The following is a 25,599-nucleotide window of genomic DNA, read 5'->3' as shown; positions in this document are numbered from 1 at the left end:
CTTTTACGCCTCCCGTGTGATCAATCACGTGAATGTAAAGTCGTTACAACCTTTGATAAAACCCCATTCACGAATTTGCTTGATTTTTCATCACCGAAACGCTTAGAGATCTCAACCGCTTCATTCAGGACTACGTTATATGGGACTTCTTCTTTTTTATATAAAAGCTCGTATAACGCTACCCGTAAAATATTCCGGTCCACCCGGGCAAGACGGTCAATCTTCCAGCGCTCGAGATGTCCTTGTATGGTCTGATCGATTTCTGGTTTATTTTCATGTACCCCTGTTACAAGGGCTGTCAGATAATCATCATTTTTTTCATCTTCCAGAATATTTTCAATCGCTTCTTCCGGCTCCATCTCGTTCATATCCATCTGGAATAAAGCCTGCAGCGCTTTTTCTCTGGCCGTTCGTCTTTTCATTTCAAGTTTAACTCCTTCTCTAATTGCATAATATCCATGTCATAAAAAGATCATAGCACAAAATCGCAGTCCCTACTAACGTAACTTCATGAAACTTTCATGATAACGCTGTCAAAATGATCGTGATTCTCACTTTAATAAATCTATCGTAAAACACCCGACGGTTTGTGCTGCCAGGCTGTCCATGCAGCACACAGAAAAAGGTGTCCCCTTATAAGGACACCTTTTACATCTGTCTTTATTCTTCTTCTTCCAGCTTTGCTGATTCGAACTGGATCCCAACAATGTGAATATTAACTTCCTCGGCAACGAGTGCCGTCATATTCTGCAGTGTCTGGCGGATATTATCCTGCAGCTTCTGGGCAACAGTCGGAATCGAGATCCCGAACTTCACCGTACAGTACACATCAAGGATAATGCCCTCTTCTCCAAGCTCGACCTTCACGCCTTTACCGTGATTTTTCTTACCGAGTCTCTCAGCAACACCGGATGCAAAGTTGCCGCGCATTTGAGCAATTCCGTCTACCTCAGAAGCAGCGATACCGGCAATTACTTCAATCACTTCCGGAGCAATTTCAATTTTACCCAACTGATTTTGTTCCAGGCTGCTCATTTGGAGCAGATTATTCTGATTCTCAGACATCATAATATCCTCCTTTTATTCAGCCTTCTTAGACATAATATCATACGTCTCCAAAAACTTGGTGTTAAAATCTCCGCCTGTAAATACATCATGATTCAGAAGCTTCAGGTGGAAAGGAATCGTTGTATGAATGCCTTCAATGACAAACTCGGAAAGCGCGCGCTTCATTTTCGCAACAGCTTCATCACGTGTTGTGCCGTATGTGATAACCTTGGCAATCATGGAATCATAGTAAGGCGGAATTTCATAGCCGGGATAAGCTGCAGAGTCAACACGCACACCAGGACCACCCGGGGGCAGGTACATCGTGATTTTTCCGGCTGAAGGCATGAAATTCTTTTCAGGATTTTCTGCATTGATGCGGCACTCAATCGACCAGCCTGTGAATTCAACTTCTTCCTGTGTGATTGGCAGCTTTTCACCTGAGGCTACACGAATCTGTTCTTTAATCAGATCAACACCTGTTACCATTTCTGTAACGGGATGTTCAACTTGTATACGTGTATTCATTTCCATGAAATAAAATGACTGTTCGTTATGATCATAAATAAATTCGACCGTTCCGGCACCCGTATATTTCACAGCTTCAGCTGCTTTTACGGCAGCATCACCCATTCTCTCACGGACCTTTTGATCGAGCGCAGGAGAAGGTGTTTCTTCAAGCAGCTTTTGCAGACGGCGCTGGATCGAGCAGTCCCGCTCACCGAGGTGAATGGTATTGCCATGGCTGTCGGCAAGCACCTGGATCTCAACGTGTCTAAAATCCTCAATATATTTTTCAATATAAACACCCGGATTACCGAATGCTGTTTCTGCTTCCTGCTGCGTTACCTTCATGCCTTTTTCAAGGTCTGCAGGTGTTTTCGCCACACGGATTCCTTTACCTCCGCCGCCTGCTGTCGCTTTAATAATGACCGGGTAACCGATCTCCTCAGCAAGGGTAAGGGCATCATCAATAGAGGCTACAATGCCTTTTGAACCCGGCACGACAGGAACGCCTGCTTCACGCATCGTCTCACGTGCCACATCCTTCGTTCCCATTTTTGAAATAGCCTCAGGACTTGGTCCAATAAAAATGATATTGCAGTCTCTGCACAGTTCAGCAAAGTCCACGTTTTCAGCGAGGAAACCATAACCTGGATGAATCGCATCCGCTCCAGTCAGTTTGGCTGCTGAAATCACATTCGTAAAGTTTAAGTAGCTGTCTCTTGAAAGCTTCGGCCCGATACAGACCGACTCATCAGCAAGCTGCACGTGCAGGGCTTCTCTGTCCGCTTCAGAATACACAGCTACGGTTTCTATATCCATCTCTTTACATGCTCTGATAATACGTACCGCAATTTCTCCACGGTTCGCAATCAATACCTTTTTAATCATACGTCTTCTCTCCTAACTATTCTTTAACAAGAAAAAGAGGCTGTCCGTATTCTACCAGCTGGCCGTTTTTGACCAGTACCTCAACGATTTCTCCATCCACTTCCGCTTCAATTTCGTTAAACAGCTTCATCGCTTCAACGATACAAACAGGCGTATCCTTGCTCACCTTTGATCCAACCTTCACAAAAGGATCTGCATCAGGCGAAGAAGCCTCATAGAAAGTGCCGACCATCGGTGATTTAATTTCAACTGTTCCTTCAAGAGATGGCGTTTCTACTGCAGGAGCAGCTGCTTTTTCTTCCTGCACTGCAGCCGGTGCCGTTTCCTGAACGGGTGCCTGCTGAACGGGAGCTGTCTGCTCAGGTGCGCTTGTGACAACCTGCTCAACCTGGTGTACGACAGCATTGGACTGCTTGCGCATTTTAATTTTTGCACCATCTTGCTCGTATGTAAATTCATCAATTGAAGACTTGTCAATCAGTTTAATTAACTCTCTGATTTCCTGTACTTTTAACATAGTAGACACTCCTTGACTTTTATAATTAGTTATTAGCAGCAGCTACTAATATCATACGATAACAACTGCCCATAATTCAACTTCATGTAAAAAACGTTTTATTTAAACGCTTACATAATGGATATTGTAACATACTTCACTCTCAACCCGGATGCAATTTCCTGCATAATAGATCGTATGGAAATTGTCAGGGTGATTAAAGCTTCCACCACGATCTGCTAACAGCCAAAAAGCCGGAACATGCGCTTTATAAGCGCTCTGTTCCGGCTTTTAATTACTCAGCTGATTCTGCCTGTTCAGACGGTTCGAACATCACGGATACAAATGCCTGCTCACCAAGCTCTCTTCGTCCGAGCTGAACGAGCTCATTGGCGGCTTCTTTCGAGTGTTCATTTTCAGCCGATTTAACGGTGATCAGCACTCTGTTGTCCTCTGAACGCACAAGCGCATCTTCATAACCGAGTGCTTTAATCATGGATTCGATCATCTGCTCTTTTGTTTCTAGTTTCGTTAATTCTTCCATCGCAGCATAGGCCTCATTTTTTTCAGCTGCTGAAAATTCAGTTGAAGCGACTTTGGAAGTCAGCTGTTCACGCAGTGCACTTCTTTCGTCCTGAACCTCCATACGTAATACGTCAAATAATTCATCTCCAGCTGCTTCGGATGTTACATCCACTTCATCTTCAAGCAGCCATTCATCCGAATCTTCCCCTAACACCATTTCAGCTGACTCATCAAGTGTAATCGGTGACAATTCTTCAGAAGGCGAGAATACATAATATACGGATAAAACGACAACTAAACTTACCATCGTTAACAGCCACACGGTTTGCTTTTTAAGCATTAATATCCATCTCCTTATTCATAAGGTATAACAGCTACGCGGTGTGATGAAACATCCAGCGCTTTTGATACGGCTTCTGCAATCTGTTTTTTTACTTTTGCCTCTTGTCCATTTTCAGCCACAATCATGACACCTGTTATCGCCGGTTTTTCTATGTAACTCAACACGGGTGCCCCCTGCTGTGACTGGTTCCCGAAAACGAGCTGCGAGGTCATCGAGTTCCGGTCAGCCGCCGAGCTGAATCCTTCCTTCTGATCCTCGGACTGATCCTGCTGCGTCGTTTCATTACGGGCAAAAATCTTTTTTTCACTTGTCCCCAACGTCACCATGACTTCCACTTTGTTTGTTCCAAGTGCTTTTTTCAACATGGCTTCCAGTCTTTTTTCAGCTTCGTTTTCAAGCTTTTTGATCTGCTCGAACTCTTCCTCCGTCTCGCTTACAGGAATCGTGGTCACTTCTTGTTCAGAGGGCTCTCTTCCCTGTAAAACGAGGATCAGCCCGATGATCAGCAAAAGCAGAATCAATGGCCATTTCTTTTGAAACGTCGGATCTCTTGATGAAAACAGCGTCTTCAGCTTGTCCATCATTCCCTCCCCGGTTGTTCGTTGATATGATAAATGATCTGGTCATTCTCCATTTCCCACAGCGCTGCCAGCCGCTCTTTCAGATTTCTGCCGCTTTCAAATCCCCCTTTAATATAGATGTGAACGTTCGAACCGTCATTTAATCTGACGGCCTCAACCCGGCATTCACAGTCTGTTTCCAGTGCTTCCTGCGCCTGTCCTCTCAGTGCTTCTTCCGCCTGCTCTAATAAATATGTATCCCGCTTGTCATTCATTCCATCAATTATTTGTTCTCCCCGTTCGCGTTCTGATTTTAACCACGCTGTATTAAAAAAATTGTGCATGATCAGGTGATGCTCTGATTCATCCATCAGTGATTTGACCGGGGTGATGAGCCATAGCAGGAAAAACAGTCCTGCAATGAGTCTGATAAACGGTTTCCACGAGTCTGATGGCGCAGCAGCACTTGCCAATATGAGTAATACTATCAATACAAGCAGCTGAGAAGCCCAAGAATAAAAGGTCACATCCATCACCTCACCTGATCATTAGCGGAATATTACTGACGAATAAAAGGATGATGATCGCCAGAAAGAAATTGCAGCAAATAAATAATAGAGCAGCACCTATATGAAAAAGACCTTTGCTGACCGCATCAACCGCCTGAATTAAAGAAGGGTGACCAACCGGCTCCATCACAACAGCTGACAGCCTGTACATCAGCGCAATCACCAGAATCTTTATGGCTGGAAACAGCACAATCATCAGCAATAAACAGGCACCGGCAAGACCGATCGCATTTTTAGCCAGGACAGAGGAAGCGAGCAGAAGATCTGCCGTATCCGATACGACTTTCCCAACGAAAGGTATAAATGTTCCAACCATCGTTTTCAAGGACTTAGCCGCTACACCGTCCGCTACAGAAGCCGTTACGGTCTGAACTGATAATATCGTGGTCGAAATGACAGCTGATAAGCCGAGGATCCACAACCCGAGCTGTCTGCAAAAGGCAGCGAATTTTCCTGTATTAAATGAGCTGGAGAACGTATTGGCGAGATCAAAAAAGATCGCCAGAATAAAAAGCGGGATAATGACCGTTTTGAGAAGCAGCATGGAAAAATGAATCATGGCGAGCATGATCGGATAGGAGACGGCAGATGAAGCAGGTCCGCCTGAAAAGGTAATCGACGCCATATACAAAGGCAGTAAGGCATAAAGAAAATCACCCATCATATGAAGCGCATCATAAAAATATTCCAGACACTTCTGTATACTTTTAATGACTGTCATCAGGAGCAGACCGGTTAAAACCAGCGGACTGACTTCCGCTGCAGCCTGATGAGAAAAAGACTGGTGCAAAATCTGAAGAATCGATCCGATCACCAGGAATAACAGCAGCCAAAAAATGATCTGCATATTTTCAGCGATCTGATGAAAAAAAAACATCGAAAAACCTGAAAACCATTCTGTGAACGTTTCTGACGGATTGGTAACTGCTTCAAAAAATGTTTGTTTTGAGAGCTCCGGCATGTACTCACCATAATCCACGGACAGTTCGTCCCAATATTTGAGCCACGTGTCATGTTCCGGGGCCATAAGCTGATCCTGCTTCATCTGCTCCTGCTGTATGGGTACACTCATCAGAACGGCTCCTTGGCGAACTGATCCGGCAACAGCATTAGCATATTTTCCATTAATTCAATAAAAACCGGGAACGCAATCATCAGAATGATCATTTTGCCCGTCCATTCAATAATGATGGCGAGTAGAGGCTGATCCATCGATTTTAATAGATGGATGCAGATTTCTGATAAAAATGCGATGAGCAGTACTTTTAGCAAAATGGATGAATATTCTCCGAGACCCGGAACATACCCCGCAAACTGATGAAGCATCGTGACAGCCATTTTCAAAGCGTGCAGGAGCTCTGTCAGCAGTAAAACACTCCCGCAAAGCGTCAGCAATATGGCAACCTGCGGCGATCGTTCTTTAATGACAAGCGCTAAAAATCCGATTAAAAAACAAATCCCTGCAGTCCGGATTAACTCCTCCATCGGCAGCACACTCTATTCATAAAACATAAGGACGGAACGGACAGCACTGAAAAAAGTATCAAGTGCCTGCAGCACAATAAACAGCACGTATATAAAGCCGAAAAACGCAAGCCACTGCGCATATTCTTTCTTTCCCGCCTGATCCAGAACAGTGTATAAAAAGGCCACGACAAGTCCCACTCCTGCAATTTTAAATAATATGTCTGCATCTATGATCACCTGCTACCTCTCCTGTCATCAGCTTAAAAGCAATATTGCGAGCAGACCGCACGTCACCCCGGCAACTCTGTATATTTTTACAAACTTCCCCTCACGCTCAAGCGCCTGTTCATATCTTGCCTGTAAACCTGATACCGTAAAGTTAAGATCACGCTCCACCATCTCGGCATTCATCCCCTGAAACGCCTCACCAATCCTCATCACCCAGCTTACATCCTCAGCATCCAGGCAGGAAAATTCACCGGTTTGCACAACCGTATCCTTCCATATTTCAGGAAGCGGCTTATCCTCCTGTCCCATGTTTGCTTTCAGCGCTCTAAAAAAAGGAACGAGCAGAGAATCTGACTGTTGCTGGTAGCGGATGATTTCCATCATGGACGTTTGTCTGCCGGAGACTTCTCCAAGCATCCAGTGGCACGCTCTCACAATATCAAGTAAAACGAGCCTCCTCTTTCTTAAAATGGAAGCCCTTCGCATACCTTCAAGTGTAAAACTGACCACAATACAGCCTGCACCTATGGCAAACATCATCATTTTTCAACCTCTTCAATCGCTTCACCCTGAAACTCAAGGAGATAATGATCACACGTACAGCGCAGTGTGAAATGGACAGTCTTTTCTAATAGTTCCCGGAATCCGTTTTTTTTCAATAGATCATCATAGCTGCTGGCGTGTGCCGTCATAAAAAGAATGACACCTGAAGCGACTGCTTCCTTGATCGAACCGAGATCCTCAAGACTTCCGATCTCATCCACGATCATGACGTCAGGACTCATGCTCCTGACCATCCATTGAATGCCAAGTGTTTTCGGACACTTATCGAGCACATCCAGACTCAGCCCAAACGTCAGCTGCGGAACCCCCTGCCAGGAGGCGGCAATTTCTGACCGTTCATCTACAACACATACCGTCCTCAGAGGAATGTCAGTTATTGTCTCAGATCCCCCTGAAAGAATCCGGGCTGAATCCCTCAAAAAGGTCGTCTTCCCACTTCCCGGCATCCCGTAAATAAGTAGATGCGGCAACCTATCAGGTTCTCTTGTACAGAGAAGCTTTAGAACCTGTTCTGCACATCCGATTTTTTCATGGGCAATCCGGATCGCAAAGGATGTGACATAACGGAATGCCTGAACCTGATCTGTTTTTGACGCCACTTCACCTGAAAGGCCGACCCGATGCCCTCCTTTCAGCGTAATAAATCCGGATGTGATGTCTTTTGTATGGGAGTATAGGGAATAGCTCGTCAGCCTGTCCATTAAATAAAAGCAGTCATCCTCTGTCACTTCATAATGAATTTCCTTTCTCTGATTCAGCCCGATCAGTTCAATATGACGGTTCATACGGATCCTGATTTCATGCCAGCCGGTAAGCGATTCACCCGCAGCGGGCAATATGTATTCCTGCAGATTTCTGGTGAAAAGCGAGTAGATCATATGCATGTGCTGATACTCCTTTTTTGAGACACTTACTTTTACGTTCATTCTATGGTGAGCAGCGGTAATTATGACGAAGAGCTTTTTGCCCTCAACCATCCTCATGACTGTTTACACACAAAAAAGTCCGGCATCTACGCTTGCAGCGTAAATACCGGACTTTTTTCAAATGCTTTTATTTTCTTGAAACGTATGAAGAATCAGTCGTGTTGATGACCAGAACGTCACCTTCGTTAATAAAGAAAGGTACGTTTACTGTGAGACCCGTTTCCACTGTAGCCGGCTTCGAACCGCCACTTGTTGTATCACCTTTAATGCCAGGCTCAGTTTCAACTACTTTCAGTTCAACTGTGTTTGGCAGTTCAACCCCAAGTGTTTCAGCCTGATACATCATGATCTGTACTTCCATGTTTTCCTGAAGAAACTTCAGTTCGTATTCGATCTGTGCAGCAGGAAGTTCAATCTGCTCATAAGACTCGTTATCCATAAATACGTGCATATCTCCATTGGCATAAAGATACTGCATGCGGCGGTTATCAATTTGTGCTTTCGCCACTTTTTCACCTGCACGGAATGTTTTTTCCTGCACAGCACCTGTACGAAGATTACGCAGCTTTGAACGGACAAAAGCCGCTCCTTTACCAGGCTTCACGTGCTGGAAATCCATTACACGCCAGATTCCGCCATCTACCTCAATAGTTAAACCTGTACGAAAATCGTTTACTGAAATCATATTTGTTCCTCCTGTATCAAATTATAAAATAAGCAATTCTTTTGTTGAATGAGTGAGTGTTTCATTGCCATCAGCCGTCAGCACCGTATCATCCTCAATACGTACACCGCCGATTCCAGGCAGATAAATACCCGGCTCCACTGTCACAACCATATTTTCTTCAAGGACGATATCAGAACGGAATGACAGTCCTGGTCCTTCATGAACCTCAAGACCAATCCCGTGCCCGAGGGAATGTCCAAAATAATCCCCATATCCTTTTGAAGCAATGTAATCACGGGCAAGTGCATCCGCTTCTTTTCCGGTCATCCCAGGACGGATCCCATCCATTGCCTTCAGCTGTGCATCCAGCGTGACCTGGTAAATTTCCTTCAGCTTGGCATCCGGCTCACCAACGGCCAGTGTACGGGTCATGTCTGATACATACCCCTTGTGCAGCGCACCATAATCAAGCGTGACAAAATCACCCTTTTCAATGATCTTATCGCTTGCAACACCGTGCGGAAGAGCAGAACGGTGTCCTGATGCAACAATAATATCAAAAGACGATGATACTGCACCGGCTTTGCGCATGAAGAACTCCAGCTCATTTGACACCTCAATCTCGCTCTTTCCAGGCTGAATAAAGTCGAGAATATGCTTAAACGCCGCGTCTGCTATGTCCGCAGCTTCCTTTAATATCTTAATCTCAGAATCTGTCTTAATCAAGCGGATTTTTTCAATGACACCTGACAGCGGAACAAGTTCTGCATCAATTGATTTTTCGTAGCTTCTGTAAGTGCTCAGAACGAGGTGATCTGATTCAATCCCAAGCTTTTTAATACCAAGCCGTTTACACTGGGAGGCGATTTCTTCTGTGATCGGACCTTTATGTGTAATGACCGTGAATCCCTGCGCCTGTTCCTCCGCCTGTTCTGTGTAGCGGAAATCAGTAATAAAAACGGCTTCATCAGCTGAAATCAGAACGGCACCTGCTGAACCGGTGAAATTCGTTAAATATCTTCTGTTATATGTACTCGTGATCAGCATTCCATCTGCCTTACCTGCAAGCTCTTTACGAAGTTTTTCAAGCTTCATCATTTCCAACTCCCTTAATCATCTGTTTTAAAGCGTAGAATCCGAGTTCATAACCGTACACGCCAAACCCCGCAATCTGCCCTTTTGCTTCAGCCGCAATAACGGACTGATGCCTGAATGATTCCCTGGCATGAATATTTGATATATGTATTTCTATAACGGGTAAAGAAACTGCTGCTACAGCATCACGAAGGGCATAACTCGTATGCGTATAAGCTGCCGGGTTAAACAAAACCCCTGCATATGAATCATCCTCTGCCTGATGCAGTGCATCAATCAAATCGCCTTCATGGTTTGACTGGACCGCATGAAAATCAAAGCCATATTTCTCAGCGAGCGCGCCGATTCTTTTTTCCACAGATTCGAGCGTATCAGCGCCGTAAATATCCGGCTCCCTTTTTCCGAGGCGATTCAGATTCGGTCCATTTAAAAGCAGGATTTTTTGCATACACTGTCCCCCCACAAATTCACTCCACGCTATTGTATCACAAAGCACCTGAAGTCTCACTATCCTGCTCATATGGTTCGTGATAGGCTATGGAGTAACCTGTAAAAGCACCGTGAAGAATAAACAGCGACGTCATGGAGATGACAGTATGGGCCTCCAGCTTAAGTGGATTCATGGCCGCGTCTGCCAGCCACCCTCCAGCAAAGATCAGCAAAAGCAGGATCAGATTCACAATCACCCCGGGGATAATAGATTCCCCCGTTTTTATGAATGATTTATATAAAAACGCCCACACGATAGAGATGAGACAAACAATAAATAATAGTTGGAGCTGATTAAGCCAATTCTTTTCCCAGTCCGGAAAAACAGAAAGCAGCCATTCGTTTTCTATAAAATGAAAAAAGGTATAAAACCGGTTCATTAAATAAAAAAGGACGCCTGCTGTTAGTCCCGTCCAAAAAGTAAGCATATTAAAACTCATAGTAGGAAACTTCATTTTGATTACCTCCGTTACATGGTTAATTTTTATTGGAATGGTAAAGAATAAGTTCTGGATATAAAATATAAATAAAAGTCGCGCCTGTGCACGATCACTTTCAAGAAGTATTCCCAAAAATGAAATTATTTATTGCAGATAACCTCATACGGCTAGTAGAAAGGCTAATTTTTTAGTAAACTGGAGTTACCTTATATAAAGGAATGTTTTGGATAGGCTGGTGTAATAGATGGCAAACAATCAAAAGCCTGCATATGGCGGGCAGGCTGTGATGGAAGGCGTAATGTTCGGGGGTAAACGCCATACGGTCACTGCAATCAGACGGAAAGATCAATCAATAGAATATTTTCATCTGCCGCGCAAGCAAAAGCCGGCGTTTCAAAAAATGAAAAAGATCCCTTTTCTTCGGGGAATCATTGCACTCATTGAGGCAAGTGCCAATGGAACGCAGCACCTTAATTTCTCAAGTGAACGCTTTGATGTGATGCCTGAGGACGACGAAAAGGTTCAAGAGGAACAAAAAGCATCAAAACTCGAAATGATATTTGGCATTGCTGCGATCGGTGTATTATCCTTCCTTTTCGGGAAGTTTGTCTTTACACTGATTCCCGTTTTTCTTGCCGATGCGTTCAGCTTTATCCTTCCGGGTAAATTCGAGCAGATTTTACTTGAGACCACGTTTAAAATCGTGCTGCTGCTTGCATACATTTATTTCATCTCACTGACCCCATTAATTAAGCGGGTGTTTCAGTATCACGGTGCGGAACATAAGGTCATTAATGCCTACGAAAACAATCTTCCGTTAACCGTGGAAAATGTTCAATCACAGTCAAGACTTCATTACCGCTGTGGTTCAAGTTTTATTCTATTTACGGTTATTGTCGGGATGTTTGTGTATCTTTTAGTGCCGGTTGACCCGCTTTATGTGCGTGTATTAAACCGTATTGCACTGATTCCGGTTGTTCTTGGCATTTCATTTGAAGTACTTCAGCTGACAAACAAAGTTCGGTCAGTACCTGTTCTCAAATACCTCGGTTATCCGGGCCTGTGGCTTCAACTACTGACAACGAAGGAACCAAAAGATGATCAGGTGGAAGTAGCCATTGCTTCATTTAATAAAATGCTTGAAGTGGAAGAAGCGGCTGAGTCAGGTTTAAAAAAGGCTGCACTTGTCTAAACTATTAAAAAAGGCTCGTGGGGGACGGAGCCCCTGTTCCTTTTAAAAAAGCCGGCGTGCATTGCCGGCTTCGCATGACGAGCTGTAGGAGGTGGCTGTAATGAGTGGAAGAATGATTTTCGCTTCAGTCGTTGTGATTTTAGGAGTAATTGGTCTGATCAGTATTCTCGTAACAGATCCGGGAAGACTGTTAAGCATGATTTTGACGTATGCGGCGATTGCCCTCGTCATTTATGTCATTTACCGTATATGGATGAGCAGAAGAACAGACCGCCGGGAGCAGCAGGCATTTAAAAAAGCAGCAAAACAGTCGAAGAAGAGATACCAGACTCCGGCCCCTCCTACCCGAATGAAAACGGCGGCAAAGAAAACACAGGCAAGAAAAACGACACCTGCCAAAAGAGCTTCAGCAGCCCGGATCGGTGCACCAAAGCTCACAGTCATAGAAGGAAAAAAAGGAAAGAAGAAAAAAAGAATGTCACTTTAAGCCTTCTTTCTCTATAAATTCTATTGTTTTTGCACGCCCTGATCGGATCAGGGCGTGCATTTTTTCCGGTTTCAACTGAAAGCCCGCTGTTGGAATTGGAGGCGTTTTGACAACAACCCATCTGAGTCTCGGGTTTTTCTTAATGAATCTCTGATCATGCGCTTCCTTCATTGTATGAAAAAGTGCCTCGTATAACTCCACTACATTATCAATTTTTCGTGTAGACCCTACTTCTTCAGCTGTCAGCTGAAACCCGAAGAGCGGCACCTGCTGTTCCTTTTCATCAAATAAAAACACCGGAAAATTACTGAGCACCCCACCGTCTACAATATAATGAACCTCTTTACCTGATTTAAGCTTAACCGGTTCATAAAAAAACGGCAGTGAAGCGCTCATTCTGACGGCTTCAGCTATCGTTAAATGCCTCTTATCATTTGTATAACGCTTTATGTCATCTGGTAAAACGAGCATTTCACCATCTGTCAGATCAGAAGCAATCATTCGCAGCTTTTCATAGGGTAAGTCCTCAAAATATCTGATTCCTTTCTCAAACAGCTTCCGGTCCATCCATTCTTTAATGCCGTCCCCGGAATACAGTCCTTTCTTCCAGTAAAGTAACAGCCACCTTAAAATCGTTGGAGTCCGGTTCATCTTTTGTTCAGCACGGGCAAACATCGACAGCTCCGGAAGCATTTTGATCAGATCCTCTGAGCTGTATCCTGCACTGACGAGCGCTCCGATCACTGCGCCGGCACTGGTACCCGCCACTTTCCTGATGGTAATCCTGTATTCCTCCAAAGCCTGCAAAACACCAATAAACGCCAGTGCTTTCACACCGCCTCCTGAAAAAACGACATCTGCCTGCACACCCTCACCCCTTTTGGTTTATGATATGCGGACGACAAAAAAGAAGAAGGCCGCATTGGACCTTCTTCTTTTTTAAACATTTATTTATAATCCACACTTCAACTGTGCGTTACAGTTTGTGCATGTGTTACAGCCGCCGATTTCTTTCACTGTTCCTTTTCGGCAGACCGGGCACGTGTTTCCGATCTCAGAGCCGATTGTTACATTTGTCGAGCGCAGATCCTGAATCGTATCTACGAGTACAACGTTTTGCTTTCTCTTTGGCTCGTCCTGCTTGTTTTCTTCTGCTTTCAACGTCAGTACCTGGCTGTCCCGGCTGCCGTCAACATAAACCGTTCCACCTTTTGCTCCACCGCGGTACAGACGCTCATACACGCTTTCCACCTGTTCAACAGAGTAACCTTTTGGTGCGTTTACTGTTTTTGAAATAGAGCTGTCAATCCAGCGCTGGATGACACACTGTGTATCTGCGTGTGCTTCAGGTGAAAGCTCCATCGCTGTCACAAAAAATGACGGCAGGTTTTCTTCTGATGCACCAGGGTTCAGCTCCAGATATTCTTTGACGATGTCCGCTTTCACCTCGATGAATTTACCAAGACGTCCACTGCGGTAATAAGTAAATGAGAAGTATGGCTCAAGGCCTGTAGATACGCCCACCATTGTACCCGTACTTCCCGTTGGAGCGACAGTCAGCAGGTGAGAGTTCCGGATACCGTGTTCCACGATCGCACTTCTCACATCTTCAGGCATCTTTTTCATATAACCTGTTTCAGTAAAGGCCTGGCGCAGCGCACTTGTTTCTTCTTCTGTTTCACCAGCAAGGAATGGGAACGATCCTCTTTCTTTTGCAAGCTCTACTGATGTCTTGTAGGCCGTAACGGCAATTGTCTCAAAAATCTCATCAACGAGTTTGTTGCCTTCTGCTGTACCGTATTCTTTTTCACAGTAAATAAGCAGATCTGCCATCCCCATCACACCAAGTCCGACACGTCTCTCACCAAGTGCCTGCTTTTTGTTGTCTTCAAGGAAATACGGTGTCGCATCAATGACGTTATCCTGCATGCGAACACCAACTTCAACCGTTTGCTTCAGACGTTTGAAATCAACCGTTTTATTCTTCTTATCCGCGAATTCTGCCAGGTTTACGGCTGCCAGATTACATACAGAGTATGGAGCCAGCGGCTGTTCACCACATGGATTTGTCGCTACAACCTGCTGACCGTATGCTTTTGCATTCGTCATGTCATTGGCATTATCAATAAAGAAAATACCAGGTTCCGCTGAGTACGTTGCACAAATATTGATCAGGTTCCAAAGCTCTTTCGCTTTAATTGTACGGTATGTTCTTACCGCATTACCCTGCTCCTGCCAGCGTCTCACATCACCGACTTCATGCCAGTTTTCATTGTAGTTTTTCATCTGCTCGGCCGTGTAATTTTCTACATCCGGGAATCTTAATGCATAGTCTCCGTCTTCTTCCACTGCTTTCATAAAGTCGTCCGTCAGACAGACTGAAATATTGGCACCTGTAAGAAATTCAGAGTTATGAACAGCATAAGTTCCGCCTTCAGCAAGCTTTTCTTTCGCATCATCAATAATGGACTGATTAAAGCCGCCGAAGCCTTCGATGTTTTCATAATTGGCAATGCTTTGATACATGGCGGCTTCCTGCTCTGTTAAAGGCGTAAACTTAAGTTTTTCCTGTGCGATCTTTTTGATAAAATCATCCTGAGTTGTTTCAAGAAGGAAACGCAGAATTCTCGGATTTTGCATCTTGGAGATAATAAATTCAATGATGTCAGGATGCCAGTCCGAGAGCATAATCATTTGTGCCCCTCTGCGTGATCCTCCCTGTTCAACCAGGTGCGTCAGCTTCGCAATATCATCCAGCCATGAAACAGAACCCGAAGATTTGCCGTTTACGCCTTTTGCCAGTGTATTGCGCGGGCGCAGTGTCGAACCGTTTGTCCCGACACCACCGCCGCGGCTCATGATTTCCATGACCTGCTTACGGTGATCTGAAATCCCTTCTCTTGAATCCTGAATGAAAGGCATTACGTAACAGTTGAAAAATGTAACGTCTGTCTCCGCTCCCGCTCCATAAAGCACGCGGCCCGCAGGTACAAAACGCATATTGGAAAGCTCTTCGTAAAACTTTTTTGTCCACTGTTCACGAAGCTCAGGTGTTTTTTCAACTGCTGCGAGACCCGTTGCATTACGCAGCGCAATCTGTTCGTAATAAACTTCAAGCGGTTTTTCAATGACATCAAGAGATCTGACAACAACACCTGACTCCATCTCTTTCGGTGTATCAAGGGAATTTCTGAATTCTTCTTCAATCAGCACATGTGCCTCACGCCTGTTCCAGTCAATACTCTGAATAAAACCAAGTCCACGAGCAGGAAATTTCGGGTCTTCACGGATCGTCAGAACAACAAAGTCCCCTTCTCTCAGTGTCTTCTTTTCAGTATCTTTAAATGAATAGCGGTCAAGCATGACCAGTCTCGACACACCTTTATGTGTTTTCGACATCTGATCTGTAATTTCGTGTACCTGAGGGAACTGTTTAATATCCCGGTTCAATGCCTCTTTGTTGAGTTTAGGTACTGAAGTAGATAATTGTGCCATTTGTGTCTCCCCTTCATGATTAAATATTAACTATTTGTAGTTTACTCTTCCATTACCCGAATTTCAATTATAAAACACAACATATTGTGTTTTTATTTTTCACCTAAATACTATATATAGTTTTTTCGGTCAAGCAAAAGATTTTGTCAAATGCTCAATTATAAGAAAAATGAACAAAACACGAGAAAACGCAGTGTTTTTTATAACATTTCCCCAATTTTCGACCAAATCGGAGCTTGAGTTTCAAACAGCATTTCTTCCTTAATCTAGAAATCAACAGCCACCTGCATTTCTCTTAAAGGAACCTATGCTATCATTTAAACAAAAAGAAAAAAATGAGCTTTTTAGCTCATTTTTTAAGGTATTGTTTGACAGAACCGTGCCAGGACATTCCTCCGCTTTCCTTTGTCTAGCTTCGGCAATTAGCCCTCGAGGTCATAAGTCAAAGATGAACGAGGGCGAAGATCAGCCCTCTTTTCATCTTCGCCTTATGCTTGTCGGGGCTGGACGAGTCGCCTCCGCTTTTCCAAGGCCGCGCGGTGAGCCAGCTAGCGCTCTGCGCTAGGCTATCTCACCTGTCGCTTCTCTGCCGCAGGAGTCTCCGGAATGTCCTGGCACTATATAGATGATTCTCATTTTTTAAAAAACAATATTATCTTTGATAGTTCCAGTCATCACTTAAATATTTCTTCTCCATAATGGACTCTACTACACGCAACTGTTCGTCTGACAGGGTGTAGGGAACGAGTTCAATATTCAGACCCTTTTCAAATCCTTTATGGAAGGCTGCTTTCGCCTCTTCAAAAGTGACCGGAACCTTTCTTAGTTCATTGATCGCCACCGCTTTATCTGAAAACGCCCGCATCATCCGTTCTTTTACCCGTTCACTTGGATAGTTGAACAGGCTGAACAGCTGCTCTGTGTCAAGGTCGAGCAAAATGGAACCGTGCTGCAGGATCACACCTTTTTGTCTTGTCTGGGCACTCCCAGCCACTTTTCGTCCTTCCACAACCAGCTCATACCAGCTCGGCGCATCAAAGCATACAGCGCTTCTTGGATCTTTAAGCTGTGCTTTTTCCTTTTCTGAATCCGGAATTGCGAAGTAGGCATCAAGCCCAAGTTCACGGAAACCGTTCAGAATGCCTTCAGAGATGACACGATATGCTTCCGTTACAGTATGCGGCATGTCGGGATGCTCTTCAGATACAATCACGCTGTAGGTCAGCTCTTTATCATGAAGCACTCCCCTGCCACCGGTCGGTCTTCTGACAAATCCAAGACCCTGTTTTTTTACTTCATCCAGGTTAATTTCTTTTTCTGCTTTTTGAAAATAACCGATCGACAATGAGGGAGGGTTCCAGCCGTAAAAACGGATAACAGGCGGGATTTCCCCCTTGCTGTGCCATTCCAATAGCGCTTCATCCATCGCCATATTAAAGGCGGGACCGCAAAATCCTGAATCAATAAAGTACCACTTTTCTTTTTCCAACATGATCACCTAACCGTCTATTCAAATATTATTTTCATGTATCCTGATGTTTCTTATATTTTTCTTTGAACTATTAACCTCTGACCCCTATAATAAAGAATAGTGCTGAAAATAGAAAGGGGTTAAAAAGTTGGAGTCACTTTATGTACTAATCGCTGTCCTTGCTGCGATCATTCTTTATTCAGTCTTCACCTATTTCCGTCAGAAAAAGATTTTAAAGACGCTGACAGAAGAGGAATTCAAGAACGGTTACCGCAAAGCACAGCTGATTGATGTCAGAGAACAGCGTGAATATGATGGCGGTCATATCCTTGGCGCCAGAAACATTCCACTGTCTCAGCTAAAAATGCGCCTCGGCGAAATCCGCGCAGACAAGCCCGTTTATCTTTACTGTCAAAACGGCATGAGAAGCGGACGCGCTGCCCAGCTGCTTCACAAAAAAGGTGTAAAAGACCTTTACCAGCTACAAGGCGGATTTAAAAAATGGACAGGTAAAATTAAACGCAAATAAAATAATTTGTTTCGATTAATCATAACCATCCCACAAAAAGTCAAAAGCCTCCGTTACAAAAGAGGCTTTTGACTTTTTTTAATTGACCGCTTTGTATGTATTAAACACATTTCTATAGACTGAGTACTTCAAGTGAATGGGAGATCCCCGGGTCAGGTGAAACCGGCTGAAGCGCAGGCTTGTTCACCGCCCTGCCGTAAGCGGAGGCTCGTTCCGTGACAACTTTCAATTCAAAAAACCCCCTGAAAAAATTCAGGGAGTTTTCCTTTTATACTTCAACTGCTTCTTTTTTAGTATAGCGGAGAATCGGCTGTCTTGCTGCTCTTGTTTCGTCCAGTCTGCTGATCACAGTTGTGTGAGGAGCCTCCTGTACGATTTCCGGATTCTCTTCTGCTTCTTTCGCAATCTGGATCATAGCATCAATAAATGAATCCAGCGTTTCTTTTGATTCCGTTTCAGTCGGCTCAATCATAATACATTCCTCAACATTCAGCGGGAAGTAAATGGTTGGCGGGTGGAAGCCGAAATCAAGGAGTCGTTTAGCGATATCAAGCGTTCTGACACCAAGCTTTTTCTGTCGCTTACCGCTTAATACAAATTCGTGTTTACAATGACGGTCAAATGGCAGATCGTAATGTTCAGCCAGTCTTCTCATCATGTAGTTGGCATTGAGAACAGCATATTCACTGACTGCTTTCAGACCATCCGGCCCCATTGTGCGGATATACGTATAGGCACGAACGTTGATGCCGAAGTTTCCGTAATACGGCTTAACACGTCCGATTGACTGAGGACGGTTATAATCAAATGTTAAAACGCCACCCTTCTTCACTAATACCGGCTTAGGAAGATACGGAATCAGATCCTTTTTCACGCCGACAGGACCCGATCCCGGACCGCCGCCTCCGTGAGGACCTGTAAATGTTTTATGAAGGTTAAGATGCACAACGTCAAAGCCCATGTCACCAGGACGTGCTTTTGATAACACGGCATTTAGGTTAGCTCCGTCATAATAAAGCTTGCCGCCTGCTTCGTGAATGATCGCAGCCATTTCAAGAATATTTTCCTCAAACAACCCGAGCGTGTTAGGGTTTGTAAGCATAAGTGCTGCCGTATCGTCCCCAACGACGCGCTTCAGGTCATCCAGGTCTACAAGTCCCTGCTCATTGGACTTAACGGTAATCGTTTCAAAACCTGCCACTGTTGCGGATGCAGGGTTCGTACCGTGTGCTGAATCAGGAACAATGACCTTCGTCCGGTTAAAATCACCGTTTGCCTCATGATAAGCGCGGATCATCATCAGACCCGTCCACTCACCGTGGGCACCTGCTGCAGGCTGTAGCGTCACTTCATCCATTCCTGTGATTTCCACAAGATGCTCCTGAAGGTCGTACATAAGCTCCATCGCACCCTGGACCGTACTTTCATCCTGAAGCGGATGGATATGGGCGAAACCGTCATAACGCGCAACCGCTTCATTAATTTTCGGGTTGTACTTCATCGTACAGGAACCGAGTGGATAAAAGCCGGAGTCCACACCGTGGTTTCTGTTTGAAAGCGCTGTGTAGTGTCTCATAATATCAAGCTCGGATACTTCCGGCAGTTCTGGTGCTTCTTTTCTTAAAAATCCTTCCGGTACAAGCTCAGACAGATCCGTTTCCGGTACATCAAGTTCAGGCAGACTATACCCTGTGCGTCCTTCTTTTGACAGTTCAAAAATGAGTGACTGATCTTTGTTATGCATATTGCTTCAGCTCCTCTGCAAGTAGGTCAATTTCTTCTTTTGTCCGCTGCTCTGTCACAGCAATCAGCATCTGGTTTTTACGGCTGTCATAATCACGGCCAAGGTCATATCCACCTAAAACCATTTTTCCAAACAGCGACTGATTCACTTCTTTTACAGGACGGCTTAACTCAACGACGAATTCATTAAAGGTAAAGCCCTGGTCCACGATCGTGACACCCGCTTCCTGAAGTCGTTTCTTAGCATAATGAGCCTTCTGGAAATTCTGATTCGCAATCTCCTGAATCCCCTGTTTTCCAAGTGCGGTCATCGTGACGGATGATGCCAGTGCATTTAGCGCCTGGTTGGAACAGATATTGGAAGTCGCTTTATCACGACGGATATGCTGTTCGCGTGCCTGAAGCGTCAACACATATCCTCTCTGTCCATTCTCATCCTGCGTTTCACCGACAAGACGGCCGGGCACTTTTCGCATCAGCTTTTTCGTTACGGCAAAATAACCGCAGTGCGGGCCGCCGAATGCCTGAGGAAGTCCAAACGGCTGTGCATCCCCAACAACGATATCGGCGTTAAACTGTCCAGGAGGTGTCAGGGCGCCAAGCGAAATCGGATTCGAGGATACTACAAACATCGCTTTTGAAGCGTGCGTAATTTTCTCGATTTCATCAAGACGTTCGATCTGTCCGAAGAAGTTAGGATACTGAACCATAACAGCCGCAATCTCATCTGTTACAAGCTCTTTCAGGGCGTCAAGATCTGTTACGCCATTAGATTCCGGCACCGTTACGACTTCGATGTGCTGACCCGCTGCATACGTTTCCAGAACGGCACGTGATTCAGGGTGAACGGCTTCAGAGACAAGCACTTTCTTTCTGCGTGTCTGACCCGCTGACAGCATCGCTGCTTCTGCGAATGATGTCCCTCCGTCATACATGGATGAGTTGGCTACATCCATTCCCGTCAGCTCACAGATCATCGTCTGAAATTCGAAAATGGCCTGCAGCTCTCCCTGGGAAATTTCAGGCTGGTAAGGGGTATAAGCTGTGTAAAATTCAGATCTTGAAATGACGTGATCCATAATCGTCGGAGAATAATGGTCGTAAACCCCTGCTCCGAGGAATGACGTGTATTTCTTCGTATCCGCGTTTTTAGCAGCCAGCTGAGCGAGCTCTTTTGTTAAGGCAGATTCCGCTTTAGCAGGTTTAATATTTAACTCCCCGTCAAAGCGTACCTTTTCGGGAATATCGGAGAACAACTCCTCAATGGTTGATACACCAATGGCTGAAAGCATTTCCTGCTTATCTGATTCTGTCATCGGTAAATAACGATGTGTCATAGTAATGATTCCTCCTGCTTTTATGATTTACGTTTATAAAATGGGGATTTTACGACTTTCGCTTTCACATGTTTGGACCTGATTTCAACTGTAAGTTCCTGATCCATTGACGCGAATTCTTTTTCAATCAATACGTATCCAACATTTTTACCAAGTGTCGGGGACTGTGTACCGGTCGTAACAAAACCTACTTCCTTTTCACCTACAAATACGTTATAACCGAAACGTGGAATACCACGATCAATCATTTCGATGCCAACAAGCTTCCTTGGTGCACCGTTTTCCTTCTGATCCTTCAGCACTTCCTGTCCGATAAATGGTGTTTCCTTATTTGTTTTAACGGCAAAGCCGATTCCTGCTTCAATCGGAGAAATCGATTGTGAAAGCTCCTGCCCGTAAAGAGCAAGCTTCGCTTCAAAACGCAGTGTATCACGCGCACCAAGACCGCATGGCTCCAGCCCTGACTCTTTACCCTTTTCCAGCAGCAGCCTCCATAGTCCAGGGGTATCTTCAGCACGGCAATAAAGTTCAAAGCCGTCCTCACCTGTATAGCCGGTTCTCGATACGAGCACGGAATAGTCTCCGATTTTCACATCTCTTTTAAAACGGAAGAATGTAATACCCGCGAGGTCCTCTTCTGTCAGCTGTTGAAGAATGGATTGTGCAAGTGGTCCCTGCAAAGCAAGCTGACCCGTTTGCTCTGAAATATTTTCAAGAGTAACCCCTTCGATCTGATGGTCTTTTAACCATTGAACATCTTTATCTATATTTGAAGCATTAATGACAAGGAGATAGGTTTCAGCGTCATAGCGGTAAACAAGAAGATCATCTACCGTCCCTCCGTTTTCATAACACATGGCTGTATAAAGCGCCTGATCGTCTTCAAGCGTGCTAATATCATTGGTCATCATTTTCTGAAGGTAGTTCAGGCTCTCCGGCCCCTCCACCATGACTTCACCCATATGGGAAACGTCAAACAGTCCTGCTTTCGTTCTGACAGCATGGTGTTCCTGTTTAATACCTGAAAACTGAACCGGAAGCTCCCAGCCTCCAAAATCAATGACTTTTCCTCCATATTCACTGTATAAAGGGAAAAGCGGAGTTCTTTTTAAAGCTGTAACCATTCTTTTTCTCCTTTCTGATGAATAATACATCCACACACTGAACGAAATACGTAAGCCGAACAAAAAAGGACAGGGAATCCCCTTTGGTCATTTAGGGGTCCCTGTCCTTTTCACCTGAAAGTTTACCTGATGGCTTTCCTCTTTGGTGGTTTCACAAAGAAACACTCTCCAGAGTTGCGTCCGACAGAAGTCTTTTTGCCTGAGAGATTCACATGTAAACATGCTTGCTCCTTCGGCGTCCATAAAGGATCTCTCCTTCTGCCATCATTCGCTCATATTTGTCATGTCAGTTGGACATACTATGAACAGCAATCTTTTATTTTTCTTTAATGTTCGTATTTAGCAGTTAAATACTTTAAAAATCACCTTAATAGTATCATCATTTCAGTTTTTTAGGCAATGTTTTTTTAGTTTGAATGTTCAAATGTTTTGGTATTTGACTATACAAGATGAAAGGAGAAAAAATATGGAAATCAACGTTTCAATTGGGGACAAGGACTGGCGCGAACGTTTTTTTCGTTATTTGAACAGCTTTAGTGAGCCATCAAGCCTTGCATTGACTGAAATATCCTATGAACTAAAATACACGTCCATCAAAAAAGAACGTACACTGAGCTGTCTGCAGGACCTGATTGATTTTTCTCCTATGCCTCATCAGATCAATGCAGCTGAGAAGGTATTATTTGAGATGGGTAGCCGCGCCATTCTGGCAGATGAAGTCGGACTAGGTAAAACAATCGAAGCCGGACTGATCATTAAAGAACTGCTGTGCAGAAAAATGGTTAAAAAGGTGCTCATTCTCGTTCCGTCATCACTGGCCGGGCAGTGGCAAAAAGAGCTTTGGCGGTTCACTCTCCCTTCTATTATCCATAGAGGAAAAAAAGAATGGAGACAGTCACCGATTACCATCGCTTCCATTGACCTTGTCAAAAGGGAGCCATTCCGTTCAGAGTTTCAGAAGGAAGCGTTTGATCTCCTTCTGGTTGATGAAGCACATAAATTATCCAACCCAAAAACGCTGAATCATCAGTTTGTCGCATCTTTGAAATCATCTTACCGGATTTTTTTAACAGCAACGCCGGTACAAAATAAAACAGAGGATTTGTACCACTTGTCACAGCTGTTGCATCCATCACTTTTCGAAAGCAAAAAGGACTTCAAAAAACTGATTGCCTGTGACGATAAAGGATTGTTGAAGGAAAAAATGGATCAGCTCATGATCCGTTCCCGCCGCAACGAAACGGACGTCAAGTGGACAAAACGGAAGATCAACGTTTTATGGATTGATCAGCTGCCATATGAAAAATCTCTTTATCAGGCTGTTGAAAATGAATATACGAGGATGCAAAAAGAAAACCTTCACTCGTTCAGCCATCTGGCACTGCTCCGACAGGGCTGCAGCTCCAGCATTTCGTTATTAAAAGCACTCAGAGGAGAAAAGCACGATGATTTTTGCAAATCGATTAAGGTGAATTTAAACATCACGCCTGATGAACTGATTACAGCCAAAGCACAAAAAATACTGGAGATTGTCAAAAAGCACCAGGACAAAGTGCTGATCTTTACACAATACAGGGCAACACAGCTCTACCTTCACTGGTTTTTGAAACAAAACGGAATCTCTTCGGTGCTTTTCAGAGGAGGATTTAAAAAAGGGAAAAAGCAATGGATGACCGATCTGTTCAGGGACCAGGCAGAAGTCATGGTTGCAACCGAGGCGGGATCAGAAGGACTGAATCTTCAATTCTGTCACTGCCTGATCCACGCAGACCTTCCCTGGAATCCGATGAAGCTCGAGCAGAGAACAGGCAGGGTTCACAGAATTGGTCAATCAAATGATGTAAATATTTATTATTTGCTGAATAAAAATACGATCGAGGAAAGAATCTGGAGGCTGCTAAAAGATAAGATGGTGCTTTTCGAAACGATTGTCGGTGAGCACGATCATCTGCTGAGCGGAACGACAGAAAAGGACCTTGACCGCTATTTAAACGATGCCATCCTTCACTCCAGATCGGAAAAGGAAATGAAATTGAAACTGGATCATCTGGAATCCGTTTTGAAAAAGGCGCATCAGAAGATATTGCAATCTGACCAGGCAGTCGCCACCGGAACGGAAGGCTTTCCGGAAAAGGAGGAATTTTAAGTGAATGCCATGCACCTGACTTTAATCAAAGAATTTTTAATCCATAAAGGAGCTTCCGTTACAGAGGGGAAGCAAGAATTTATGGTGCAGCTGACTGAAGAGCTTGACCGGAAATACATGAACAGACCTTATTACTGGCATTACCGTGACGCAACATTTCAAAAAGGGGAACCTGCGAGAGTATTCATTTCAATGAACAGTACGGAAGATCCTCCCTCTGTCGATAAAATCACCCATTCCCATCCCGTATTTCAGTCTCTTGTCCAATCAGCGCACGAAGAAGCAGGCTTTTATAAGTTTTATGAAAAGCCTGCTGTACAACATGTGCATGTAAAGCTTTATCCATGGTTATTTTTTCACGGAGAGTCTGAATTTACTCCCCCGGGTCCGGAAAGTTTATGGACGATTCAGGCCATGTCTTTGACAACAGGTACACTGCAATCACAGGACGACATCCCGTTTAATGACAATTTGTCGGGGCTGATCCCGGAAAACTGCACGCTTTCCATTCCAGTCATCAGTTTTGAACACGCCATCAGCCGGCTGATCACACACACCGAAATGGCAATCAGAAACAAAATTAATACTGAAAGGCTTGAGGAATCAAAATCGTATGATGTTCGCATGCATACTCCTTCAGCAGGCATTATATACCGGCTCGTTCCATAACGGCTGATCTGATCTGATCAGCTGTTATGTCAGGCGAAACATCGTCAACTGATAAAGTAACATGAGCCGCAGCCTGATACTGCTCATGCCTTAGTTGATATAGATCCTCAAGTTCCTTCTTTGTTCTCGTTGCAGCTACAGGTCTGTTCTGATCCCCTGAAATTCTGGTGTACAGTTCTTCAAAAGGAGCGTGCAGATAGATGACCAGACCGTGATTGCGCATCCACTCACCTGTCTCTGGATCATATAAAATACCGCCGCCGGTTGCGGTTACAGCAGGTTCTCCGATTTCTTTAACCGCACCGGCCTCCAATTTGCGGAAATACGCTTCACCATCTGATTTAAATATATCAGGAATACTCCTTTTCTCTCTTTCTTCAATATATTGATCAAGATCAATGAACGGACGTGACAGACGGTCAGCTGCCAATTTTCCAGCTGTTGATTTACCCGCTCCCATAAAACCGATTAGGAATACATGTTCAACATTCATTCTCATCACTCCCTGTTTCATTCATCATACCGCATCATGTTCACATTAGACAAAGCGTCAGAATCTGATCGGATCTCAGACCAGTCCTTGTAAACTGATTTC

Annotated in this window: 28 protein-coding genes and 2 riboswitches; of the genes, 5 read left to right on the top strand and 23 right to left on the bottom strand. The window is 44.4% G+C overall.

Features of this window, described 5'->3' with window-relative positions:
• Positions 1–20 precede the first annotated feature (20 nt).
• The 16 genes from nusB to H7968_RS05175 all read right to left on the bottom strand — a co-directional run bounded on the left by nusB (position 21) and on the right by H7968_RS05175 (position 10,826).
• Positions 21–422: a transcription antitermination factor NusB gene (nusB, locus tag H7968_RS05250; RefSeq protein WP_227395186.1), complete on the bottom strand. Its 402-nt coding sequence runs from the start codon at positions 420–422 to the stop codon at positions 21–23.
• Between the two features lie 238 nt (positions 423–660).
• On the bottom strand, positions 661–1,065 hold the full coding sequence (locus H7968_RS05245; protein WP_134376582.1) for an Asp23/Gls24 family envelope stress response protein: 405 nt from the start codon (positions 1,063–1,065) through the stop codon (positions 661–663).
• A 15-nt stretch (positions 1,066–1,080) separates the two neighbouring features.
• Positions 1,081–2,442 carry an acetyl-CoA carboxylase biotin carboxylase subunit gene (gene accC, locus H7968_RS05240; protein ID WP_227395185.1) on the bottom strand — a complete coding sequence of 454 codons (1,362 nt, stop codon included), beginning with the start codon at positions 2,440–2,442 and terminating at the stop codon, positions 1,081–1,083.
• Positions 2,443–2,458: 16 nt separating this feature from the next.
• Entirely contained in the window at positions 2,459–2,959 is a 501-nt protein-coding gene (accB, locus tag H7968_RS05235; protein ID WP_227395184.1) for an acetyl-CoA carboxylase biotin carboxyl carrier protein, read from the bottom strand.
• Positions 2,960–3,233: 274 nt separating this feature from the next.
• Positions 3,234–3,803 carry a SpoIIIAH-like family protein gene (locus tag H7968_RS05230; protein WP_227395183.1) on the bottom strand — a complete coding sequence of 190 codons (570 nt, stop codon included), beginning with the start codon at positions 3,801–3,803 and terminating at the stop codon, positions 3,234–3,236.
• Positions 3,804–3,817: 14 nt separating this feature from the next.
• The gene (locus H7968_RS05225) at positions 3,818–4,387 is read right to left on the bottom strand and encodes a hypothetical protein (protein WP_227395182.1); all 570 of its coding nucleotides are present in this window, start codon (positions 4,385–4,387) and stop codon (positions 3,818–3,820) included.
• Positions 4,387–4,893, bottom strand: a complete 507-nt coding sequence (locus tag H7968_RS05220; RefSeq protein ID WP_227395181.1) for a stage III sporulation protein AF — start codon at positions 4,891–4,893, stop codon at positions 4,387–4,389. The genes H7968_RS05225 and H7968_RS05220 overlap by 1 nt, the downstream gene beginning before the upstream one ends.
• Positions 4,894–4,903: 10 nt before the next feature.
• Entirely contained in the window at positions 4,904–6,007 is a 1,104-nt protein-coding gene (locus tag H7968_RS05215; protein WP_227395180.1) for a stage III sporulation protein AE, read from the bottom strand.
• Positions 6,007–6,420, bottom strand: a complete 414-nt coding sequence (locus H7968_RS05210; RefSeq protein WP_227395179.1) for a SpoIIIAC/SpoIIIAD family protein — start codon at positions 6,418–6,420, stop codon at positions 6,007–6,009. Before H7968_RS05210 ends, H7968_RS05215 begins: the two co-directional genes overlap by 1 nt.
• Positions 6,421–6,432: 12 nt before the next feature.
• Positions 6,433–6,639 (bottom strand): stage III sporulation protein AC, encoded by a 207-nt coding sequence (gene spoIIIAC, locus H7968_RS05205; protein ID WP_134376590.1) that lies wholly within the window; start codon positions 6,637–6,639, stop codon positions 6,433–6,435.
• An 18-nt stretch (positions 6,640–6,657) separates the two neighbouring features.
• The gene (locus H7968_RS05200; RefSeq protein WP_227395178.1) at positions 6,658–7,173 is read right to left on the bottom strand and encodes a stage III sporulation protein AB; all 516 of its coding nucleotides are present in this window, start codon (positions 7,171–7,173) and stop codon (positions 6,658–6,660) included.
• Positions 7,170–8,078, bottom strand: a complete 909-nt coding sequence (locus tag H7968_RS05195; RefSeq protein WP_227395177.1) for a stage III sporulation protein AA — start codon at positions 8,076–8,078, stop codon at positions 7,170–7,172. Before H7968_RS05195 ends, H7968_RS05200 begins: the two co-directional genes overlap by 4 nt.
• A 169-nt stretch (positions 8,079–8,247) precedes the next feature.
• On the bottom strand, positions 8,248–8,805 hold the full coding sequence (gene efp / locus H7968_RS05190) for an elongation factor P (protein ID WP_134376593.1): 558 nt from the start codon (positions 8,803–8,805) through the stop codon (positions 8,248–8,250).
• A gap of 21 nt (positions 8,806–8,826) precedes the next feature.
• Complete coding sequence (locus H7968_RS05185; protein WP_227395176.1) at positions 8,827–9,885, bottom strand: M24 family metallopeptidase; 1,059 nt, start codon at positions 9,883–9,885, stop codon at positions 8,827–8,829.
• Positions 9,872–10,330, bottom strand: coding sequence for a type II 3-dehydroquinate dehydratase (gene aroQ / locus H7968_RS05180; protein WP_227395175.1), 459 nt, complete (start codon positions 10,328–10,330; stop codon positions 9,872–9,874). The genes H7968_RS05185 and aroQ overlap by 14 nt, the downstream gene beginning before the upstream one ends.
• A 37-nt stretch (positions 10,331–10,367) precedes the next feature.
• Positions 10,368–10,826: a YqhR family membrane protein gene (locus H7968_RS05175; RefSeq protein ID WP_227395174.1), complete on the bottom strand. Its 459-nt coding sequence runs from the start codon at positions 10,824–10,826 to the stop codon at positions 10,368–10,370.
• Positions 10,827–11,055: 229 nt separating this feature from the next.
• Here H7968_RS05175 and H7968_RS05170 point away from each other — a divergent pair, with 229 nt between their 5' ends.
• Positions 11,056–12,003: a DUF1385 domain-containing protein gene (locus H7968_RS05170; protein WP_227395173.1), complete on the top strand. Its 948-nt coding sequence runs from the start codon at positions 11,056–11,058 to the stop codon at positions 12,001–12,003.
• A 100-nt stretch (positions 12,004–12,103) separates the two neighbouring features.
• A complete protein-coding gene (locus tag H7968_RS05165) occupies positions 12,104–12,490 on the top strand; it encodes an SA1362 family protein (protein ID WP_227395172.1) in 387 nt (128 codons plus the stop codon).
• Here the strand turns inward: H7968_RS05165 and H7968_RS05160 are convergent.
• The 3 genes from H7968_RS05160 to H7968_RS05150 all read right to left on the bottom strand — a co-directional run bounded on the left by H7968_RS05160 (position 12,482) and on the right by H7968_RS05150 (position 17,474).
• The gene (locus H7968_RS05160) at positions 12,482–13,357 is read right to left on the bottom strand and encodes a patatin-like phospholipase family protein (RefSeq protein WP_227395171.1); all 876 of its coding nucleotides are present in this window, start codon (positions 13,355–13,357) and stop codon (positions 12,482–12,484) included. The genes H7968_RS05165 and H7968_RS05160 overlap by 9 nt on opposite strands.
• Positions 13,358–13,441: 84 nt before the next feature.
• Positions 13,442–15,985 carry a vitamin B12-dependent ribonucleotide reductase gene (locus tag H7968_RS05155; protein ID WP_227395170.1) on the bottom strand — a complete coding sequence of 848 codons (2,544 nt, stop codon included), beginning with the start codon at positions 15,983–15,985 and terminating at the stop codon, positions 13,442–13,444.
• A 652-nt stretch (positions 15,986–16,637) separates the two neighbouring features.
• Positions 16,638–17,474 carry a lipoate--protein ligase family protein gene (locus H7968_RS05150; protein WP_227395169.1) on the bottom strand — a complete coding sequence of 279 codons (837 nt, stop codon included), beginning with the start codon at positions 17,472–17,474 and terminating at the stop codon, positions 16,638–16,640.
• Positions 17,475–17,604: 130 nt separating this feature from the next.
• Here H7968_RS05150 and H7968_RS05145 point away from each other — a divergent pair, with 130 nt between their 5' ends.
• Positions 17,605–17,985, top strand: a complete 381-nt coding sequence (locus H7968_RS05145; RefSeq protein WP_227395168.1) for a rhodanese-like domain-containing protein — start codon at positions 17,605–17,607, stop codon at positions 17,983–17,985.
• Positions 17,986–18,253: 268 nt separating this feature from the next.
• On the opposite strand, the gene gcvPB is transcribed toward H7968_RS05145, so the two are convergent.
• The 3 genes from gcvPB to gcvT are packed head-to-tail and all read right to left on the bottom strand — an operon-like array spanning position 18,254 to position 22,189.
• Positions 18,254–19,729, bottom strand: a complete 1,476-nt coding sequence (gcvPB, locus tag H7968_RS05140; protein ID WP_227395167.1) for an aminomethyl-transferring glycine dehydrogenase subunit GcvPB — start codon at positions 19,727–19,729, stop codon at positions 18,254–18,256.
• Entirely contained in the window at positions 19,722–21,065 is a 1,344-nt protein-coding gene (gcvPA, locus tag H7968_RS05135; protein WP_227395166.1) for an aminomethyl-transferring glycine dehydrogenase subunit GcvPA, read from the bottom strand. The genes gcvPB and gcvPA overlap by 8 nt, the downstream gene beginning before the upstream one ends.
• Positions 21,066–21,085: 20 nt before the next feature.
• On the bottom strand, positions 21,086–22,189 hold the full coding sequence (gene gcvT / locus H7968_RS05130) for a glycine cleavage system aminomethyltransferase GcvT (RefSeq protein WP_227395165.1): 1,104 nt from the start codon (positions 22,187–22,189) through the stop codon (positions 21,086–21,088).
• A 99-nt stretch (positions 22,190–22,288) separates the two neighbouring features.
• A riboswitch (glycine riboswitch) is annotated at positions 22,289–22,363 on the bottom strand.
• Between the two features lie 3 nt (positions 22,364–22,366).
• Positions 22,367–22,457: riboswitch (glycine riboswitch) on the bottom strand.
• A gap of 198 nt (positions 22,458–22,655) precedes the next feature.
• On the opposite strand from gcvT, the gene H7968_RS05125 reads away from it, so the two are divergent.
• The gene (locus H7968_RS05125) at positions 22,656–24,335 is read left to right on the top strand and encodes a DEAD/DEAH box helicase (protein WP_227395164.1); all 1,680 of its coding nucleotides are present in this window, start codon (positions 22,656–22,658) and stop codon (positions 24,333–24,335) included.
• Between the two features lie 9 nt (positions 24,336–24,344).
• Positions 24,345–25,004 (top strand): YqhG family protein, encoded by a 660-nt coding sequence (locus H7968_RS05120; RefSeq protein ID WP_227395875.1) that lies wholly within the window; start codon positions 24,345–24,347, stop codon positions 25,002–25,004.
• On the opposite strand, the gene H7968_RS05115 is transcribed toward H7968_RS05120, so the two are convergent.
• Positions 24,982–25,497, bottom strand: a complete 516-nt coding sequence (locus H7968_RS05115) for a shikimate kinase (protein WP_227395163.1) — start codon at positions 25,495–25,497, stop codon at positions 24,982–24,984. The two genes, H7968_RS05120 and H7968_RS05115, sit on opposite strands and share 23 nt — an antisense overlap.
• Between the last annotated feature and the right edge of the window lie 102 nt (positions 25,498–25,599).

Origin of the sequence: Jeotgalibacillus aurantiacus (genome assembly GCF_020595125.1) — a bacterium.
GTDB classification, from domain to species: Bacteria; Bacillota; Bacilli; order Bacillales; family Jeotgalibacillaceae; genus Jeotgalibacillus; species Jeotgalibacillus aurantiacus.
Note: the sequence above shows the minus strand (reverse complement) of the source record. Positions and strands in the feature narration are given on the sequence as shown.

Bases quoted from the DNA above. Each gene is read 5' to 3' on its own strand.
- nusB (WP_227395186.1), bottom strand. From the start codon at position 422: ATGAAAAGACGAACGGCCAGAGAAAAAGCGCTGCAGGCTTTATTCCAG.
- H7968_RS05245 (WP_134376582.1), bottom strand. From the start codon at position 1,065: ATGTCTGAGAATCAGAATAATCTGCTCCAAATGAGCAGCCTGGAACAA.
- accC (WP_227395185.1), bottom strand. From the start codon at position 2,442: ATGATTAAAAAGGTATTGATTGCGAACCGTGGAGAAATTGCGGTACGT.
- accB (WP_227395184.1), bottom strand. From the start codon at position 2,959: ATGTTAAAAGTACAGGAAATCAGAGAGTTAATTAAACTGATTGACAAG.
- H7968_RS05230 (WP_227395183.1), bottom strand. From the start codon at position 3,803: ATGCTTAAAAAGCAAACCGTGTGGCTGTTAACGATGGTAAGTTTAGTT.
- H7968_RS05225 (WP_227395182.1), bottom strand. From the start codon at position 4,387: ATGGACAAGCTGAAGACGCTGTTTTCATCAAGAGATCCGACGTTTCAA.
- H7968_RS05215 (WP_227395180.1), bottom strand. From the start codon at position 6,007: ATGAGTGTACCCATACAGCAGGAGCAGATGAAGCAGGATCAGCTTATG.
- H7968_RS05210 (WP_227395179.1), bottom strand. From the start codon at position 6,420: ATGGAGGAGTTAATCCGGACTGCAGGGATTTGTTTTTTAATCGGATTT.
- H7968_RS05200 (WP_227395178.1), bottom strand. From the start codon at position 7,173: ATGATGATGTTTGCCATAGGTGCAGGCTGTATTGTGGTCAGTTTTACA.
- H7968_RS05195 (WP_227395177.1), bottom strand. From the start codon at position 8,078: ATGCATATGATCTACTCGCTTTTCACCAGAAATCTGCAGGAATACATA.
- efp (WP_134376593.1), bottom strand. From the start codon at position 8,805: ATGATTTCAGTAAACGATTTTCGTACAGGTTTAACTATTGAGGTAGAT.
- H7968_RS05185 (WP_227395176.1), bottom strand. From the start codon at position 9,885: ATGATGAAGCTTGAAAAACTTCGTAAAGAGCTTGCAGGTAAGGCAGAT.
- aroQ (WP_227395175.1), bottom strand. From the start codon at position 10,330: ATGCAAAAAATCCTGCTTTTAAATGGACCGAATCTGAATCGCCTCGGA.
- H7968_RS05175 (WP_227395174.1), bottom strand. From the start codon at position 10,826: ATGAAGTTTCCTACTATGAGTTTTAATATGCTTACTTTTTGGACGGGA.
- H7968_RS05170 (WP_227395173.1), top strand. From the start codon at position 11,056: ATGGCAAACAATCAAAAGCCTGCATATGGCGGGCAGGCTGTGATGGAA.
- H7968_RS05165 (WP_227395172.1), top strand. From the start codon at position 12,104: ATGAGTGGAAGAATGATTTTCGCTTCAGTCGTTGTGATTTTAGGAGTA.
- H7968_RS05155 (WP_227395170.1), bottom strand. From the start codon at position 15,985: ATGGCACAATTATCTACTTCAGTACCTAAACTCAACAAAGAGGCATTG.
- gcvPB (WP_227395167.1), bottom strand. From the start codon at position 19,729: ATGCATAACAAAGATCAGTCACTCATTTTTGAACTGTCAAAAGAAGGA.
- gcvPA (WP_227395166.1), bottom strand. From the start codon at position 21,065: ATGACACATCGTTATTTACCGATGACAGAATCAGATAAGCAGGAAATG.
- gcvT (WP_227395165.1), bottom strand. From the start codon at position 22,189: ATGGTTACAGCTTTAAAAAGAACTCCGCTTTTCCCTTTATACAGTGAA.
- H7968_RS05125 (WP_227395164.1), top strand. From the start codon at position 22,656: ATGGAAATCAACGTTTCAATTGGGGACAAGGACTGGCGCGAACGTTTT.
- H7968_RS05120 (WP_227395875.1), top strand. From the start codon at position 24,345: ATGCACCTGACTTTAATCAAAGAATTTTTAATCCATAAAGGAGCTTCC.
- H7968_RS05115 (WP_227395163.1), bottom strand. From the start codon at position 25,497: ATGAATGTTGAACATGTATTCCTAATCGGTTTTATGGGAGCGGGTAAA.